The 17,825-nt window shown below is 61.8% G+C and carries 10 protein-coding genes; 7 read left to right on the top strand and 3 right to left on the bottom strand.

Annotated features, from left to right (window positions below):
• Window positions 1-427 precede the first annotated feature (427 nt).
• Both SGJ19_20040 and SGJ19_20035 read left to right on the top strand, forming a co-directional pair.
• Window positions 428-3,058, top strand: a complete 2,631-nt coding sequence (locus SGJ19_20040) for a thioredoxin family protein (protein MDZ4782544.1) — start codon at window positions 428-430, stop codon at window positions 3,056-3,058.
• Between the two features lie 251 nt (window positions 3,059-3,309).
• Complete coding sequence (locus SGJ19_20035; protein ID MDZ4782543.1) at window positions 3,310-4,659, top strand: DUF1501 domain-containing protein; 1,350 nt, start codon at window positions 3,310-3,312, stop codon at window positions 4,657-4,659.
• A gap of 192 nt (window positions 4,660-4,851) precedes the next feature.
• On the opposite strand, the gene SGJ19_20030 is transcribed toward SGJ19_20035, so the two are convergent.
• Complete coding sequence (locus SGJ19_20030) at window positions 4,852-5,970, bottom strand: mandelate racemase/muconate lactonizing enzyme family protein (GenBank protein MDZ4782542.1); 1,119 nt, start codon at window positions 5,968-5,970, stop codon at window positions 4,852-4,854.
• 763 nt (window positions 5,971-6,733) lie between these two features.
• Between SGJ19_20030 and SGJ19_20025 the strand changes: the two genes are divergently transcribed.
• Together SGJ19_20025 and SGJ19_20020 are read left to right on the top strand one after the other, a co-directional pair.
• A complete protein-coding gene (locus SGJ19_20025; protein ID MDZ4782541.1) occupies window positions 6,734-8,440 on the top strand; it encodes a PAS domain-containing protein in 1,707 nt (568 codons plus the stop codon).
• 9 nt (window positions 8,441-8,449) lie between these two features.
• Window positions 8,450-9,082: a response regulator transcription factor gene (locus SGJ19_20020; protein MDZ4782540.1), complete on the top strand. Its 633-nt coding sequence runs from the start codon at window positions 8,450-8,452 to the stop codon at window positions 9,080-9,082.
• A gap of 175 nt (window positions 9,083-9,257) precedes the next feature.
• Here the strand turns inward: SGJ19_20020 and SGJ19_20015 are convergent, their stop codons facing one another.
• Complete coding sequence (locus SGJ19_20015; protein ID MDZ4782539.1) at window positions 9,258-11,018, bottom strand: carbon starvation CstA family protein; 1,761 nt, start codon at window positions 11,016-11,018, stop codon at window positions 9,258-9,260.
• Window positions 11,019-11,367: 349 nt separating this feature from the next.
• Here SGJ19_20015 and SGJ19_20010 point away from each other — a divergent pair, with 349 nt between their 5' ends.
• Together SGJ19_20010 and asnS are read left to right on the top strand one after the other, a co-directional pair.
• The gene (locus SGJ19_20010; GenBank protein MDZ4782538.1) at window positions 11,368-12,426 is read left to right on the top strand and encodes a thioredoxin-disulfide reductase; all 1,059 of its coding nucleotides are present in this window, start codon (window positions 11,368-11,370) and stop codon (window positions 12,424-12,426) included.
• A gap of 167 nt (window positions 12,427-12,593) precedes the next feature.
• The gene (asnS, locus tag SGJ19_20005) at window positions 12,594-14,000 is read left to right on the top strand and encodes an asparagine--tRNA ligase (GenBank protein MDZ4782537.1); all 1,407 of its coding nucleotides are present in this window, start codon (window positions 12,594-12,596) and stop codon (window positions 13,998-14,000) included.
• 215 nt (window positions 14,001-14,215) lie between these two features.
• On the opposite strand, the gene SGJ19_20000 is transcribed toward asnS, so the two are convergent.
• Window positions 14,216-14,353, bottom strand: a complete 138-nt coding sequence (locus tag SGJ19_20000; GenBank protein MDZ4782536.1) for a hypothetical protein — start codon at window positions 14,351-14,353, stop codon at window positions 14,216-14,218.
• 13 nt (window positions 14,354-14,366) lie between these two features.
• Here SGJ19_20000 and tssA point away from each other — a divergent pair, with 13 nt between their 5' ends.
• Window positions 14,367-17,765, top strand: coding sequence for a type VI secretion system protein TssA (gene tssA / locus SGJ19_19995; GenBank protein ID MDZ4782535.1), 3,399 nt, complete (start codon window positions 14,367-14,369; stop codon window positions 17,763-17,765).
• Window positions 17,766-17,825: the final 60 nt, after the last annotated feature.

The following is a 17,825-nucleotide window of genomic DNA, read 5'->3' as shown; positions in this document are numbered from 1 at the left end:
TGCTGAGGACGAAGGCCGGCTCATCAAGGCCTTCGATCGCAGCGGCATTGTGTTGTCACTGGTGAATTGGCTCCGCTGGCTGTACGTCGATCGACGTACCTTTGACAACCGGGGAGCGGTGGAGGGGCGTTTCGATGAACTCTTGCCGCGGCTGGAGCGTTTAACGGAATTAGCGTGATCCTCGGTCAAATGTGTGACAGTCGTTCCTCCATGGCATCGAAGCGTGCGTAGTCTGTGGGAGGCGTCTCCGACGCCGATGGGAGAGACTTGTTTGCCGTCCATCGCGAACGGGTGATCGACGTCCACTCCATCGGCGTCGGAGACGCCTCCCACAGTCTGAATCCAGGCCTCGGTTGACCCGTTTGGAACGACTCTCGTACAATAAGTGAATTCACCGCAACAGTTTACAGCGGAGTGGATGCCCACCATGCCCGTTTGTTTTTTTGGTCGTCAGCGTTCTGTTCATGCGTCGTGGTTGGCGTTGCTCGCTTTGCTCTCGCTGGTTGCTCCGGCAGCGGCGCAGATCAATGAGTTGAACGCCCTGCTCGATGGCGGCCGCAGCGCGCCCGGCGAAAAGCTGACGGTGAGCGCTCAATTCGCTCCCGGAGCGAACGGCCAGCCGGCGACATTGTTTGTCATCGCAGAGTTGCAGCCGGGCTGGCATACGTACTCTGTTACGCAGCCCAAGGGGGGGCCGATTCGCACGGCGATTAAGCTGGAGGAATCGGGCGAATACAAGATTGCGGGCGAATTTGCGGTGGACCCGCCTGCGGAATCCCGTGCCGAGCCGCTGTTCGGCGGCATCAATGTCGAGGAGCACCACGACAAGGTCGTGTGGTTTGCGCCGATTTCCTTCACGCCCGACGTGGATTTGAAGAATGTCGTCGTCAAAGGGTCGGTCCGCGCGCAGTTGTGCGACGCGGGCAGTTGCCTGCCGCCGAAGGACTATGCGTTCGAGGCGCGATTGGGCGACATGATCCCGGTGAGCGGTGCTCCTGCGGAAGCGCCGGAGCCCAAGCCGCTGCGCTCCCCGGCCACGCAAGCGCCAACGGTTGATGCGTTGCCGCCGCAACTAGAAGAGACGCCGGACGATTATCGTGCTTCGGGAAGCCATGTCGTTTGGCGAGGGCAGATTGAACCGTCGGTCGCGGCCCCTGGTGAGGTGGTGAACGTCCAAATCACCGCCGTGCCGGTGGAGAGCTATCACCTTTACGCCTACGCGGCGAAGGATCCACGGACGCCGCAGTCGAGCAAACCGACGTTGGTGTTGTTGACCGATCATCCGGAATGGGCGATTGCCGGCCCGGGCGCGAGCGCCGAACCGGTTGAAAAAGCGAGCGAGACGAGCGCCTCGCCGGAGAAATTCTACGAAGAACCGATCGCCTGGACGTTTCAGCTCACCGTGCCGGCCGACGCGCCGCATGGCAAATTGAGTTTGACCGGCATGGTGGGTTATCAAGCTTGCCTTGGCGGCGAGAACGGCGTCTGCGATTTCCCGTTGGCGGCGCAATTCAACGGCATGTTTGAAGTCGCCGCCGCGACGGGTAAAGAGGCTGCCCCATTGCGGTTCACCAAGGGCCGTTCGTACACCGAAGTCGCCAAGCTGGCGGACGGTGATAGCGAAGTTGAAGCTGCACCGCCTGCCCCGGCATCACGGCAAGAGCCGAGCGAAAGCGGCGCGCCCGCAGTAACTCAGAGTGAATCGGCGAACCTGCCATTCTGGTCGGCGATTGGTTTCGGGTTCCTCGGCGGGTTGCTGTTGAATTTGATGCCGTGCGTGTTGCCGGTCATCGGGCTCAAGGTGCTGGCTTTTGTCGAGCAAGCAGGCAAAGATCGCGGACATGTGTTTGCGTTGAACGCGGTGTACTCGCTGGGAATCATCTCGGTGTTTGCGCTCTTAGCGGGTCTAGCGAGTCTGGCTGGCTTTGGTTGGGGCCAACAGTTCAGCTACGCCAGCTTTAACATCGTGATGACGGCCGTGATCTTCGTCATGGCCTTGAGTTTTCTCGGCGTGTGGGAAATTCCGATCCCGGGCTTCGTCGGCGGCAGTACCGCTAGTGCCCTGGCGCGCAAGGAAGGTTGGTCGGGCACCTTCATCAAGGGCGTGTTGACGACGATTCTGGCCACGCCTTGCAGCGGGCCAGGCTTGGGAACGGCGCTCGCTTGGACGACCGGTAAACCGACGCTGCATGTGTTCGGAGTGTTTCTCAGCATGGGCGTGGGCATGGCCAGCCCTTATCTGCTGATCGGCGCGTTTCCGTCGCTGTTGCGATTTCTGCCGAAGCCGGGCGCTTGGATGGACACGTTTAAGCACATGATGGGCTTCGTGCTCGTGGGCACCGTGGCCTATATGCTCACGTTGTTGAGCCCGCCGCTGGTCATTCCGACTGTGACATTGCTGTTTGGTCTGTGGGCCGCGTGCTGGTGGATCGGCCGCGTGCCATACACAGCGACGCTCGGTGAAAAACTGAAAACCTGGGCGCAGGCCGCGGCGTTCTCCGCCGCGATCTTCATCGTGGCCTTCGTCGGCTGGGCGAAGTGGACGCCGGAGATCGTTTCGTTCGTGGGCATCAAAGAACTGATGCAGGAGCGCGAGGAGGAGGATTTTCGATTGAAGATTGCTCAAGGCGGCGGCGCCTTGGAGATTCGTCTCGTGGAAGACGCCAGCGCGGCGATTCCTTGGAACCCGTATACGGAAAAGACGCTGGCGGAACTGACTTCGCAGGGCCGCCCGGTGATGATCGACTTCACCGCCGATTGGTGCCAGACCTGTAAGGCGATGGAGAAGTTCGTCCTTAATACCACGGCCGTGCGGGAGAAGCTCAAAGAATTGGGCGTGGTGCCGTTGCAAGCGGATATGTCGGACTTCCCGCCGGAGCCCAGCGAATGGCTCAATAAATATGCAGGCACCGAGCAAATCCCCGTCGTGGCGATTTACGCCCCCGGGCAGACCACGCCGGCCAAGGTGTTCGTGGGCGGCTGCACGCAATCGCAGGTGTTGGAGGAGTTGAACCGGCTGACTCCGGCGGAACAGCGGACCGCGGCGCTGCCGCAGTAACTCCGATAGCTACGACAAGCTGGTTAAGCCCAGGGAAGGCCTCCCTTAACCGTTGCCGATGGAACGGTTTTTGGGGGCCTTCCTTGGGCTTTTCTTCGAACGACGCGTCTTTCGCCGTTCCACGCCGAACGTCCACATCGAAACTTGACATCCCCCCTGGAAACGCATAAAACAGGGTTGATGTCAGCTCGTGGCGTTCGCGCCGCGCGGATCCTCCCCGTCCGTTTGTCCCGCCTTAGGAGGAGAAACCGATGCTCACGCTGTTCGGCAACCGCCGCCACCGTTTTTGCGATGGCGTTTCGCGACGTGAATTCATGCGGATCGGCGCGCTCGGCTTTGGCGCCAGCATGCTCACGTTGCCGGACATCCTGCGGGCGGAAACCGCGGCGGGAAAATCGCCTTCGTCCCACAAGGCCGTGATCAACGTGTTCCTCGGGGGCGGTCCGCCGCACCAGGACATGTGGGAAATCAAGACCGACGCCCCGTCGGAAATTCGCGGCGAATTCAAGCCGATCGCCACGAACGTGCCGGGCATCGAAATTTGCGAGGTCTTCCCGCGCTTGGCCCAGATGATGGACAAGTGCGCGGTGATTCGCTCCGTGGTCGGCACGGAAGATCGCCACGACGCGTATCAGTGCAACACCGGTTGGCGCTTCAACGAGCTGCGCGTGCTGGGCGGACACCCGTCGATCGGCGCCGCGGTTTCGCGATTACAAGGGCCGGTCGATCTCTCGGTGCCTCCGTTCGTGGGTCTCGCCGAGAGAACTAGCCACGTGGAATGGAGCGATCCTGGTACGGCCGGTTTTCTCAATTCCGGCTACGGCCCATTCAAGCCGGACGGACCGGGCATGGCCAACATGCGGCTGGGCGAGATTCCGCTCGAACGGTTGAAAGACCGGCGCTCGCTGCTGGCTGGCTTTGATCGCTTGCGACGTGACGCCGATGCCACGGGGCAAATGGCCGGGATGGATGCCTTCGGGCAACGCGCTTTGGACGTGCTCTCGTCGAGCAAGTTGGTCGACGCCCTCGATCTCGCGAAGGAAGACCCGAAGATCGTTGAGCGTTACGGCGACGGCAAGCCGTACAACTATCAATACGACGGCGCGCCGACGCGGAACGATCACCTACTCATCGCGCGGCGGTTGGTGCAGGCCGGCGTCCGTTGCGTGACGCTGAGCTACGGCCGCTGGGACAGTCACGGCGCGAACTTTGATCTCGTCCGCGATCACGGCGGCAAGCTCGATCAAGGGCTGAGCGCACTGATCGAGGACCTCGAAGTTCACGGCATGTTGGACGACGTGACGGTGATCGCCTGGGGCGAATTCGGCCGCACGCCGCGGATCAACGCCCAGGCGGGGCGCGATCACTGGTCGCAAGTCAGCTGCGCGCTGATGGCCGGCGGCGGCATGAGGACCGGCCAGGCGATCGGCGAAACGAACCGCCTCGGCGAATACGCCAAGGTCCGCCCAGTGCACGTCCAGGAAATCCTGGCAACGCTCTACCACAACCTCGGCATCGACCCGACGACGACCACGATCGTTGACCCGACCGGCCGGCCGCAGTATCTGGTGGAACGCGGGCCGTTGGTGGAGTTGGTGTAGGACTACTTTTTGCCAAAGGGGACGGGTGCCTGGGGCAGGGGCACTTAGAGCTGCCTTGCAATGGTCGAACCCGCTGGGGCTTCGTTAAATCAAGATTGGACGCGCTGCGATGCCCCAGCCGTTTCGCGCCAATCGGACTACTTGGCATGCCTCAGCCCCAGGCACCCACACATTGGCAGGGATGTCGCGACGTCAACGCGATTCCGCCACCAGGTATTCCTTTACGAAATCTTCGTCCAGTGTCACGCCGAGGCCGGGGCCGTCTGGGACCGTGATCCAGCCGTCGATGGCTTGGATTTTTTCGTGGGTCAGGTTGTGGCGCAACGGCGAGTCTTCCACGCAGTCTTCGTAGAGAAAGGCGTCTTTGCAGGTGCTGAGCCAGTGCAGGCTGGCCGCGCCGGTGATGGGGCTCGTGTAGCAATGGTTACACAGGCGAGCGCCGATTTCCTCGACGCGTTGGCGGATGTAACTGGCGTCGGTGAAGCCGCAGCGGGAGAGATCGACCTGGTAGACGTCGAGGGCGTTGCGGTCGATCAATTGCCGAAAGCCGTCCCGGCCGCATTCGGCTTCGCCGGCGGCGATGGGGACCGGCGAACGATCGCGCAGCCAGGCGTAGCCGTCGTAGTTCGAAGGTTGCAATGGCTCTTCGAGCCAGCCGATGCCGAAATCGGCGAAGGCCTTCGCGCGCTGCAGTGCGGTGCGCGTGTCGAACACCAGTCCGGCGTCGATCAGCACCGTGCCGTCGCCAACGCCTTCGCGGGCGCCGCGGACGAGGTCGATATCCAACTGTTCGGATTGCCCCATCGGCTCCCAGCCGAATTTTATGGCCTGGTAGCCATAATCGCGCCAGCGCTTGCCGATTTCGGCGGTTTCGCGGCCGTTCTTGCCGAAGAGAATCGACGCGTAGGCTTTGATCCGCGCGTGATGCTGGCCGCCGAGCAGGCGGTGAATCGGCTGCCCGGACTTCTTGCCTTTCAAGTCCCAAAGCGCCATGTCGATGGCGCTCATTGCGGCGATGGCGACTGAGGTGCGGCCGTAGTACATCGTGGCACGGTACATCTTTTGCCAGACGCGTTCGTGCTCCAGGGCGTTTTCGCCGAGGAGGACGTGCCGCAGCCCGCTGGCGATGTTGTGGCTGAACGGGGCGTCGATGATGGCCTTGACCACCTCGGGCGAGGCGTCGGCTTCGCCGATGCCTTCGAGCCCGTCGTCGGTGCGCACGCGGACCAGCACGGCGTCCTGACTGCTGGCGGTCTTGGCCTCGACATTCTTGACGCGAAGAATCTGGCAAACGATTTCAACAATACGCATGAGGCCTCGGCGGGCAAGTGGGAAGCATTCGGGCGACGTCATTCGGGTTATTTACCACGGAGGCACGGTGAACACGGAGGGGAAAGTCTTTTTAACCGCGGAGGCGCTGAGTCGCGGAGGGGGGAGAGGGGGAGTTGGAGTCTTTCCAATTTTCAGTGTTCCTAAGACGGCACCCATCACTCAACCTTCTGCGTCTCCGTGCCTCTGCGGTTCAAACGGACATTCCCCGTTCCGTGGTCTCAGTGGTGAACATTTGCACGACCCGGCTAGCATAGCGAACCGTGTCGCGGAGTTCCAAACCTTGGAAGCGCGGCTCATGGGAAGTAACCGGGACGTCGGCTGCCGGCGGCAGGGGATGATGAACGTCGCGCAAGCGGCCGCTCTGTGTGTCGGCTTGGCGGCCGGCACCCGCTTCGCGCGCGCGTCCAGATCTCCCCCCGGGAGGTCGCTCGATCGCCGCGGCCCCTGCACATTCGCTTTGGCCGACCAAGCGTCCTCTTGGACGGTCGCCGCCGTGCGATGGCCAAGGGAATGGCCAGGCGCACTGCAACACAGAAAAACCGTCACAACCGGATCATCGGCGCGCCAGTCGCCCAACTTGACCGTGCCCCCTTGTCAGTCAGGAGGTATCCCCCGGGAAGGTGGTCAAACAATCGCCAGAAAGTGCAAAAAATCCACGGCAACTACTCTTTATGGGGGATTAGGGCTGCTATGATATCTAGGAAGAGGGAGCAGCTAACCCGCCAAATGTGGGACACGGCCAATGACGGTCGACCCAGTTTCACTTCCGATTGCGGGCGCGCGACCGAGCGCGGAAGCGCTGGTTGCGGAAAATCGCCAACTCCGGGCGCAGCTCGCGGCGTTGGAGAACCGCATTTCCGCGGCGCAACGAACCCGTGCGCCGACGGCCTCCCCGCGACTTGCATCGCACCCCTCGCTAGAGCATTTCCAGCAGGTGGTTCAGCATGCCCCAGTGGCGGTGTGGCAGATAAGAGCCGATGGCATCGTCACACTCAGCGACGGCCAGGCATTGGCGGCTCTTGGTATGGCGCCGGGACGTCTGGTCGGAAAGAACTTCTTTGAGGTCTATGCGGATCAGCCAAAAATCGTCGACGAGGCGAAGCGAGCGCTGGCGGGCGAGGAATTCGGAGACATCGGCGAGTTCCTTGGACGGACTTTTGATTTTTCTTATCGCCCGATTCGCGATGCGGACGGTCGAGTTCAGTTCGCACTGGGCCTGGCCGTCGACATTACGGAAAGGGTGCAGGCCGAAGCCGCGCTGAAAAAGGCTCACAACGAATTAGAGCAGCGGGTCGAGCAGCGTACGCGAGAGCTTTCGGAGACGAACTCGCAACTCGATTGCGAGGTCAATGAACGCAAGCGCGCCGTCACCGCGCTCGAGGAGCGCAATCGAGTCTTGCAGTCGATCTTGGCGAGCATCGCCGATGGCGTGTGCGTGTGCGATATCGACGGGCGTTTTATCGTCTTCAATCCCGCGGCAGCGAGGATACTCGGGCGCGGCCCGATTTCGGATCAACCGGACGCCTGGAGCGAACACTATGGGCTCTACCTCGCGGACGCCGAAACGCCGATCCCAGAAAGTCAGCTTCCCATGGTCCGCGCGTTGCGCGGCGAAGTCGTCGTCGAAGAAGAGATTTTCGTTCTGCACGACGAACTGTCGGCGCCGGTGTGGTTGAGCGTGAATGCGCAGCCGGTACGCGATTCCGAGGGGCGCATTACCGGCGCCGTGGCGGCGTTTCGCGATTTCACGGAAGCGAAGCAATCGCGGGACGCGCTGAATAACGAGCGGCGATTTCTGGAATACGCCCTGGCGGTTCATGAACGGGATCGTCAATTGATCGCTTACGAATTGCATGATGGGCTCGTGCAAGAGATTTCCGCGTCGCTGATGTATTTGGAATCGCTGGCGCTGCGTTTGACCGGAATCGACGACAAATCGCGCGACGACTTCGCGACGGTCGTGCAGATGCTGCGCGACGCCATGCAAGAAGCGCGGCTGGTGATCAGCGGGTTGCGTCCGCCGATTCTTGACGAGCAAGGCGTCGTGGCGGCGATCGAGTATCTCGTTCACGAACAAGTTGGCTTTGGCGCTCCGCCGATCGCGTTCACACACGAGGTGTCTTGGAAGCGACTGGATTCGCTGCTGGAGGCAATGCTGTTCCGCATCGTGCAAGAAGCGCTCACGAACCTGCGCACGCACAGTCAGGCGGAGCGCGGCGAGGTCACGTTACACGAGGCGAACGGACGCATTCGGCTGACGATCTCCGACGACGGCGTGGGCTTTTCGCCGAGGAAGGTCTCCGAGAATCGCTTTGGTTTGCAGGGCATTCGCAAGCGCGTCGCGCTCTTGCGCGGGCGAATTGATATCGATAGTGCGCCTGGGAAGGGTACGCGGCTGACGATCGAGCTACCGATCGAGCTCGGTCCGGCCACGGTTCGCAATCCATAGAGGGCCGTGATGAGCATTCGCATTCTGGTGACCGACGATCACGAACTGGTCCGCTCGGGAATTAAGGCGATGTTGGCGGGCACGGAAATCGAAGTCGCCGCCGAGGCGACGACGGGTGCGGAGGCGGTGGAGCGCTGCGCCGCCGAGACCTTCGATGTCGTGCTGCTCGATATCCGTATGCCGAATGGCGACGGCTTGCAGGCGCTGACCCGACTACGGCAGGACCACCCGAACTTGCCGGTGCTGATGTTGACGGCCTTCGAGAATCCGACCTACGTGGCGCGGGCCTTGGCGCTGGGCGCGACGGGGTACATGCTCAAGGAAACGCCGCGAGAACAATTACTGGCGATGATTCGCAAAGCGGCCCGTGGCGAAGAATGCTGGTCGCGCGAGGAATTGCGTCGCGTCACGGGCGCGCTCTCGACACCGCGCATTTCCGGCGATCTGGACGTCCCGCTCACGCAACGGGAATCCGAAGTGCTGCGGCAACTCGCTTTCGGCCTGACGAACAAAGAAATCGCTCAAGCGCTGGGCATCAGCTACGAAACGGTCAAGGAACACGTGCAACATATCTTGCGCAAGATCGGCGTTTCGGATCGCACACAAGCGGCCGTGTGGGCGGTGCGCAAGGGGTTGGTGTAATTGCTTTGAATGGGCGATCTAGAGCCGCTGTCGTGGGCGGCGTCCGACCGTGCGACAATTTGGCTCCGCTTCGTCCGCGAATGGAGACCTTCGGTCGGGCCGGTGTCACGGTCGGGAGACCGTGACACAACAAATTTAGATCTCGCGCGTTTTTTTGCGCTGGTTTTTGAATTGCTTACGCGCTCGGCGCCATCGCTGATTTCATCGATCTTGGCGGTTCAGAACGGCCGAGCGAGAGCAACACGCGCAGTGCTTCGACGAGCATCAGCGCCGCCAGGGCGATGAGCACCAGGCCGACCCAGGTCGTTGTTATGCGCCAGCCGTCTTTGCCGTCCAGAAAATTGCCGCGGACCATGAGGATCAGCGCCCAGGTGCTGACCGTGTACATCCAGGCCGCCGGCAAGCCGACGACCAGCCAGACCCAGGCGGCGCGTTTGGTTTTCCAGAGCCAGACGGTCACGCCGAGCAGCGTGAGCGCCGCGAGCAGTTGATTGCTCGCGCCGAACAGCGCCCAATAGGTGCGCCACACAGGCGTCGGGTTGCCATCGGGACCGAGCGACGTCTGCATCACGAACATAAGTGGCACGCCGGCGGTGAGCCCAGTGCCGAGCCAACGCCCGGCGGCGTTGTGCAGGCCGGTGAGTTCTTGAATGATGTAGCGGCCCAGCCGCGTGCAGACGTCGAGCGTGTCGTAGACGAACGTCACGAAAGCCATCAGCGCGAAACAGACGACGAGCTGCGGATCGAGGCGGAGGCCGCCGACGCCAACGCCGGAAAGCAACGTGCTGAGACCGTTGGCGTAGATGTTGTTCGGACCGCTCGTCAGCAACGGCGAATCGGCCGTCAGCATCATCACGCAGCAGAGCGAGCAGATGGCGACCATGGCTTCCAAAAGCATTGCGCCGTAGGCGATCGGCTTGGCGTCGGTTTCCACGCGGAGTTGCTTCGAGGTGCTGCCCGAGGCGATCAGCGAGTGGAAGCCTGAGCAGGCCCCGCAGGCGATGGTGATGAACAAGATCGGCGCAAGCGTTTCTCCCTTGGCCGTGGTCCAGCCGGTGAACGCAGGGTATTTCACTTCGGTGCCGGAGCCGACGACCATGCCGATCCCGAACGCTGCGAGAGCGACGTACAGGAAATAGCCGCCGAGATGTCCGCGGGGTTGCAGCAGCATCCAGACGGGCAATACTCCGGCGACGAGACAGTAGCCCAACAACAACACGTCCCAGGCCTGCCGCGTCGTGGTTTCGGAGGAAAGGCCGAGCATCGCTCCTAGATCGAAGGGCCAGGCCTGACCTTTCCAAATGGCCAGGCCCACGAGCGGCAGAAACAGCACCGTCGCCCAACCGACGGTGAGCCGCGTGTAGCGCAGTAGCAGGCCCATCACGATCGGGAGGGCCAAATACATCAACGACGAACTGGCGATGCCGGCGCCGGTGACCTCTTGCCCGCTTTCCAACGTCTGTGAACCGACGAACGAGGCGGCCGTGATATCGGTGAAGGCGACGATGATGTAGACCAACGCGATCCAGATGAACGCCAGGAAGAGCAAGTACGAGCGCTTCGACATGTGGTCGCGCACGACTTCGGCGATCGACCGGGCCTGATGGCGAATCGAGGCCACGAGCGCGGTTAGGTCGTGGACGCCGCCGATGAGGATCGAGCCGACCAGAATCCAGATCAGCGCCGGCAGCCAACCAAAGGCGATGCCGGCCAGGATCGGGCCGACGATCGGCCCGGCGGCCGCGATCGCCGAGAAATGCTGGCTGAGCAGGAACTGCGGTTCGGTCGGGATGAAATCCAAATCGTCGCGCAGGGTGTTGGCTGGCGTCGGCCGGTTCGGATCGAGGTCCAACAGCCGCGCGAGCAAGCGGCCGTAAGTGAAATAAGCCACGATCAGGATGACCGCGGAGACCAGTACGATGGGGAGCAGCACCATATTTCGTTCGCCGCCAGTGGTCGTCGCGCAGGCGGGCGAGAACCGTCCGCCGCTCTAGCTAACCATAACGCCTGCAAGCATCTACGGCAACCGAAGCCCGGTGGACGGTGGGCTGGGGATACCTATAATGGCGACGCTGCAAAGTCACACGACCTGTGGGAGGCGTCTCTGTCGCCGCTGGTGACGACGTCGTGCGAGATACGATGTTTGTCTCTGTCTTCAACGTCCGTTTCATCGGCGTCGGAGACGCCTCCCACAGTTGATCGTGAGCAACTGGGCGTAGCTCCAGTTGTCACCATTGCATCCAAAGAAGTACTGATCACCTTCCCCTCGTGCCTTCGAGGTTTTTGTGTCCGCGAAAACTGAAACAGTCGTCATCATTGGCAGTGGCCCGGCCGGTTGGGCTGCGGCGATCTATACCGCCCGGGCGAACTTGGAACCGCTCGTGTTCGAGGGCGCGATCACTGAAGAGAACCGCATCGCCGGTACGCTGCCGCTCGGGCAATTGGCGCTCACGACCGAGGTCGAAAATTACCCCGGCTTTCCGGCTGGGAACATGGAGGAATACCTCGATCGCGCGATGGCGGAGGACAAGCGACAGATGATGCCGCCGCATAGCAAGCATGGGATCAGCGGTCCCGAACTCATGGAGTTGATGCGGCAGCAGGCGGTCAATTTCGGCACGCGGATCATCACGGACGACATCGCCAAAGTCGATTTGAGCAAGCGGCCGTTCAAGCTGACCACTTTGGAAGGCCAGGAGATTGTCGCCAAATCGGTGATTGTGGCGACCGGCGCGCGGGCCAACTACCTGGGGCTGCCGTCGGAGGACCATTACAAGAATCGTGGCGTGAGCGCGTGCGCCGTCTGCGACGGGGCATTGCCGCGGTTTCGCAACAAGCCGCTCGTGGTGGTCGGCGGCGGCGATTCGGCCGTCGAGGAAGCGACGTACCTCTCAAAGTTCGCGAGCCGCGTGTACATGGTGCATCGCCGCGACGAACTGCGGGCGTCGAAGATCATGGCCGCTCGGGCGCTGAACGATCCGAAGATCGAAATGGTTTGGAATAGCGGGCTGGACGAAGTGCTCGGCAACGACAAGGAAGGGGTGACCGCGGTCCGTGTCAAGCAAGTCAAAGGCGGCGAGCCGCGCGAACTCCCGGCGTCCGGATTGTTCCTGGCAATCGGCCACACGCCGAACACCGTGTTCCTCGACGGACAATTGGAATTGACCGCGAAGAAATACATCCGTTGGACCGTGCCATTCCGCACGAACACGAGCGTGGAAGGGGTCTTCGCCGCCGGCGACGTCGCCGACGACTACTACCGCCAGGCGATCACGGCCGCTGGCTCCGGCTGCATGGCGGCGCTCGACGCGGAACGCTGGCTGGCGGGACAAGGAGAGCATTGAGAATGACGAAGTTCTAAATTTGAATGACGAATCAATTTCGAATGCTTGAATGACGAATGGAGTCGTTTTGCATTGCGTCATTCGTGATTCGGATTTGACTCGTCATTCAGATTTAGAAATTAGACCTTCCGCCCAGGTCGTCTGACCTTGAAAGGATTCGTTCTCCCATGGATCGCTTGTCCGTTGTCGAAGCGCGGCGTGCTGAGGCGGTGGGGCGCGTGGTGCGTTTGCAAGGTTGGGTGCGCACGCGGCGCGACTCCAAAGGCGGTTTCTCGTTCATTGAATTGAACGACGGAAGTTGCCTCGGCAATATTCAAATCGTCGCCGACGGGCAGTTGCCGAACTACGAGAGCGAGATCAAGCACCTTTCGGCCGGGTCGAGCGTCACGGTCGAAGGGGAGGTCAAGGCCTCGCCTGCCAAGGGACAGCAGACGGAGGTGCAGGCGACCAACGTGATCCTCCACGGCACGTCGGATCCCGAAACGTACGTGTTGCAGAAGAAGCAGCACACGTTCGAGTATCTGCGGACGATCGCCCATCTACGGCCGCGGACAAACACGTTTGGCGCCATCGCCCGGGTGCGGAACTGCGTGTGCCGATCGATCCACGACTTCTTTCAGGAGCGCGGATTTCTCTACGTGCATCCGCCGATCATCACGGCCAGCGATTGCGAAGGCGCCGGCGCGATGTTCAAAGTCACCACGCTCGATCTGGATAAGGTCCCGAAAACCGGCGCGGAAGGGCAGCCGAAAACCGTCGACTATGCACAGGATTTCTTCCAGCGCCCCGCGTATCTGACCGTGAGCGGGCAGCTGGAAGCGGAAATCTTCGCCTGCTCGCTGGGCCGCGTGTATACGTTCGGGCCGACGTTTCGCGCGGAGAACTCGAACACCTCGCGGCACCTCGCCGAGTTCTGGATGGTGGAACCGGAGGCGGCGTTTTTCGAGCTGGTCGACAACATGGACCTGGCCGAGGCGTTTTTGAAGCGCATCTTCGGCGACGCCTTGAATCGCTGCGAAGAGGACATGCAGTTCTTCAACGAGCGGATCGACAAGACCACGATCGAAACGCTGACCGGCATCGTGAATACCAACTTCGAACGGCTCAGTTACACCGAGGCGGTCAAGATTCTGGAGTCCTGCGGCGAGAAGTTCGAGTTCCCGGTGACTTGGGGCATCGACCTGCAAAGCGAGCACGAACGCTATCTCACCGAAAAGAAGTTCCAGCGCCCGGTGATCTTGCATGACTATCCGCGCTCGATCAAGCCGTTTTATATGCGGGTCAACGACGACGGCAAAACGGTCCGCGCGATGGACGTGCTGGTGCCGAAAGTGGGTGAGATCATCGGCGGCAGCCAGCGCGAAGAGCGGCTTGATATTCTGGAACAACGCATGGCGGAGCAGGAACTCTCGAAGGACGATTACTGGTGGTATTGCGATCTGCGCCGCTACGGCACGGTTCCGCATAGCGGGTTCGGCCTCGGCCTGGAACGCGCCGTGCAGTTCATCACCGGGATGGCGAACATTCGGGATGTGATTCCGTTCCCGCGGACGCCGGGGAGCGCGGAGTTTTGACAGTGAGTTGGCACCGTTGTTTCAAGGAGCATTGCTGTCGCCGCTAAGCCCAGGGAAGGCCTCCGGTAACCGTTCCATTGGCGGGCGTTTCTGAGGGCCTTCCCTGGGCTTTTTCATTTTCACGCGCCGTTCGCGCATAGACCGCGTTCTTCTCGCGGCTTTTGCGGTTCCAATTCTCCGGTCGGACCGATCGTTACGACCGGCCGAAACCGTGGCTACAATGGATCAGCAAAGTTATGCTGGAAAATCCGCGATGGAAGAATAGAACGATCGGCCAGGATGCGCCGTTCGCCGGTGCGCGCCAGGGCGCGGCGCCCGGCCTGCTCCTCCCTCGCCACGCTACGGAACAGCAAGGGCCCCGACTCCGTGTCCGACACCCCGAACTTCGGCCAGCTTGAATCCCCGCGCCCCGACTATGCGGCGACGGACGAAACGCCGCTGCGCATTGCCGTGTGGGGAGACTTTTCCGGCCGGAGCGGTCGCGAGGAACCCCGCAGCGCGGACGAGCTGAAATCGCTCCGCGGTCGCAAGGCCGCATTCGACGACCTGGACGAGCTGATCGAGGAGATCGGCCCCAAACTGGCGTTTTCCACCTCCGGGGGCGATGAAATCGAGTTGGAGTTCCGGGAGCTGGACGATTTCCACCCGGATCCGATTTATAAAAGCGCTGACGTCTTCAACAAACTGGAAGACTCGCGCGACGACCGAGTGAATTCGCCGGCCGCGCTGCAGATGCGCGAATTGCTTAGGCATTCGGCGTATCAATTGCTGGAAAGTGCGTGGCGAGGTCTGGCGTTGCTGTTGCGGCGGGTGTCGAAAGATCGCCGCGTGCAGGTGCTGCTGTTCGACGTGACCGCCGAGGAACTGCGGAGCGACCTCGCGGCCCAGGACGACCTCGCACAAACGGCGATCTTCGATCTGCTGGTGAACAAGTCGGCGCAGGCGCCTGACGGCATCCCTTGGGGGATGATCGTCGGATTGTATTCCTTCGGGCTTAGCGAAGAAGACGCCGCGCTCGTGGGACGCCTGGCGAAGATCGCCACGTATGCCGGCGGACCGTTCCTGGCGGGAATGGAAAGCGACGTCACGCGGCTCGATAGTTACGAGCTGCCGGACGAACTCACGGCGGCATGGAAAGCATTGCGCGCCTTGCCGGAAGCGAGCTACGTTGCGCTCGCGACGCCGGGATTTCTGTTGCGTCCGCCGTTTGGCGACAACTATCGCCCGCCCGATTCGATTCCGTTTGAGGAATTCGACGGCCGCCCGGAGGGGTATCTCTGGGGCAATAGCGCCGTCGCCTGCGCGACGTTGTTGGCGCTGGGCTTTATGGAGTCGGGCTGGAAGATGAATCCGGCCGCGAAGCGCGTGCTGGATAGCATGCCGGTCCATGCTTATCGGGACGAGCATGACGAGGACGTCGGTGTCATCACCGAAGTGCGTTTCACTTCGGCCGTCGGCACGGAATTGGCCAAGTTGGGCCTGATCCCGGCGTTGTCGTTCAAGGGGCGCGACCTCGTCGAGTTGGCGGCGATTCGATCGCTGTCCGCGGAGCAACCGCTGCTGGCGGGCCTCTGGACCGGCGGCGGGAAAGTCAGCTTCGCCTCGCCGACCGAAGCGAAGTCCGATACCGTGAAACTCAAGGGCGGCCCGGCGCCGAAATCGACGACCGTGAGGTCGAACGATCCGGAAGTGGACGACGACCTGGCGTCGCTGTTGGCGGCCGGCGACGATGACGACAATTCGTCAAGCGACGATGATGATACGAGTTCCGACGATGATTCGAGTTCGGACTCGGACGACGACGTGAGCCCCGCCGCGGATGACGACTCCGGCAGTGATAATAGCGATCCCTCGGACGACTCCTCCGACTCGAACGAAAGCGCTTCGAGCGACGACAGCGACGATCTGGACCTCGATGCGCTGATGGCTTCGCTCGGCGACGACGAAGAGACTTCGAGCGATGAAGGCACTTCCAGCGACGCTGCGAGTGAAGATTCGGCATCGGCCGCTGACGACATCGACCTTGACGCCATGCTCGCCAGTTTGGGAGACGACGACGTGTCTGAATCAGACGAAGTAAAGTCCGACGCTGGCGAAACCAGTTCAGCGGACGACGATCTCGCGGCACTGTTGGCCGGGGATGATGAAGGAAGCTCGGCGAGCAACGACGATTCCAGCGACGACGCGCCGTCCAGTTCCGGCGACGCAGACCTCGACGCCCTCTTAGCGGGTCTCGGTGGTTCAGACGACTCGGACAGCGACAGTTCGGACGACGATAACGTGCCTTCCTCGTCCGACGACGCAACTTCGAGCGAGTCTGAAACGTCAACTGACGACGACATTGACCTCGACGCCATGCTGGCTGGTTTGGGCGACGACGACGCGGAGCAAGCGAAGGACGAAGCAGCCCCTGACACAACCGACGAAGCGGCAGCAGACCTCGATCTCGACGCCATGCTCGCCAGCTTGGGCGACGACGACGCAGAGCCGACCGAAGACGCGGAAGCAGAAATCGACTTGGACGCGATGTTGGCCGAACTCGACGCGGGCGGCGACGCGAACGCCGAGGAGACCAAGATGGCAAGTGATGTGAGCGACGAAACGGAAACCGCTGCCGACGATTCGGCGAATCAGGGCGCAGCTATGGACACGCAAGACTTGTCCGCCATGGTCGAGGCCACCAAGGCCAGCACCAAATACGGTGAATCCAAAGCGGCCTCGCCGGCGATTCTTGATTTCCTGGCGCTCGTGCAGCCGATCTCGGAAGACGAGCCGGCCGGGGACTCGGTGCCCTTCGACGTGCGTCAAAAGCTCGACGAGATGCGCAAGGAGATTAATCCCTCGGATTTCGCCGAGGACGATCCGCTCCGTCCCGCGGAGCCCGTCCGCGCCGATTGGCAAGGCGTGATCCGGCTCTGCCAGCAGACGTTGACGGAGAAGTCGAAGAACCTGCTGATCGCCGCGCGATTGACCGAGGCGCTCGCCCGCGTCCATGGCTTCGCTGGCCTGCGCGATGGATTGCATCTGTTCCGGCAACTCGTCGAATGCTGCTGGAACCGCCTGGAGCCGGCGCTCGACGAAGACGACGACTTGGAAGTCCGCGCCGCGCCGTTTAATTGGCTTGACGACACGGATCGTGGCGCGGTGTTTCCCAACACGATTCGCAGCCTGCCGGTCGTCGTCGTCGGCGGTGAGCGTTACGGCGCATTGCATTTTCAGTTGGCGCGCGAAGGAAAAGAAGGCCTGGCCAACGAGATCGTTGAAAAGGCGGTTTTCAACTCCACGCCGGAACAATGCCGGCGACTGGCGGACGACTCGGCGCAGGCGCTGACGGAGTTGAAGCAACTCGTCAACGAGCTCCGTGCGAAGATGGCCAACGAAGCGCCGGGCTTAAGCTATGTCCGCGGATCGATCGAGGAAGGGGCTACGCTCGCCAAGCAGATCGTCGCCCGCAAAGGGGGCGACGAATCAGCGGCCGACGTTGAAGAAACGGTCGACGATGGCGCCGGCGGCCAGACCGTGGTGATGCGGTCCGCCTCACGGGCCGTCACGCGCGACGACCTTTACAAGCAACTCCACGACGCCGCCACCGCGCTGCAACGCATGGAACCGCACAGCCCGGTGCCGTATATCATCCAACGCGCCGTAGCGTTCGGGTCGCTGCCTTTCCCGCAGTTGATGCAAGAGCTGATCCGCGACGCCAACGTGATCTCGGAGATGAACCGAGAGCTGGGGATTAAGTCGCCGCCGGGGGAAGAGGAATAGGGGAAATGACGAATTTCTAAATCCGAATGTCGTATCAAATTCGAATGTCGAATGGGGCGG

The organism is Planctomycetia bacterium (assembly GCA_034440135.1).
In the GTDB taxonomy this organism is placed as follows: domain Bacteria; phylum Planctomycetota; class Planctomycetia; order Pirellulales; family JALHLM01; genus JALHLM01.
The sequence above is the reverse complement of the archived record's forward strand: the minus strand, read 5'-3'. Positions and strand labels throughout refer to the sequence as shown.

Coding starts and splice junctions, on each gene's coding strand:
- SGJ19_20035 (MDZ4782543.1), top strand. CDS start 3,310: ATGCTCACGCTGTTCGGCAACCGCCGCCACCGTTTTTGCGATGGCGTT.
- SGJ19_20020 (MDZ4782540.1), top strand. CDS start 8,450: ATGAGCATTCGCATTCTGGTGACCGACGATCACGAACTGGTCCGCTCG.
- SGJ19_20015 (MDZ4782539.1), bottom strand. CDS start 11,018: ATGGTGCTGCTCCCCATCGTACTGGTCTCCGCGGTCATCCTGATCGTG.
- SGJ19_20040 (MDZ4782544.1), top strand. CDS start 428: ATGCCCGTTTGTTTTTTTGGTCGTCAGCGTTCTGTTCATGCGTCGTGG.
- SGJ19_20030 (MDZ4782542.1), bottom strand. CDS start 5,970: ATGCGTATTGTTGAAATCGTTTGCCAGATTCTTCGCGTCAAGAATGTC.
- SGJ19_20025 (MDZ4782541.1), top strand. CDS start 6,734: ATGACGGTCGACCCAGTTTCACTTCCGATTGCGGGCGCGCGACCGAGC.
- asnS (MDZ4782537.1), top strand. CDS start 12,594: ATGGATCGCTTGTCCGTTGTCGAAGCGCGGCGTGCTGAGGCGGTGGGG.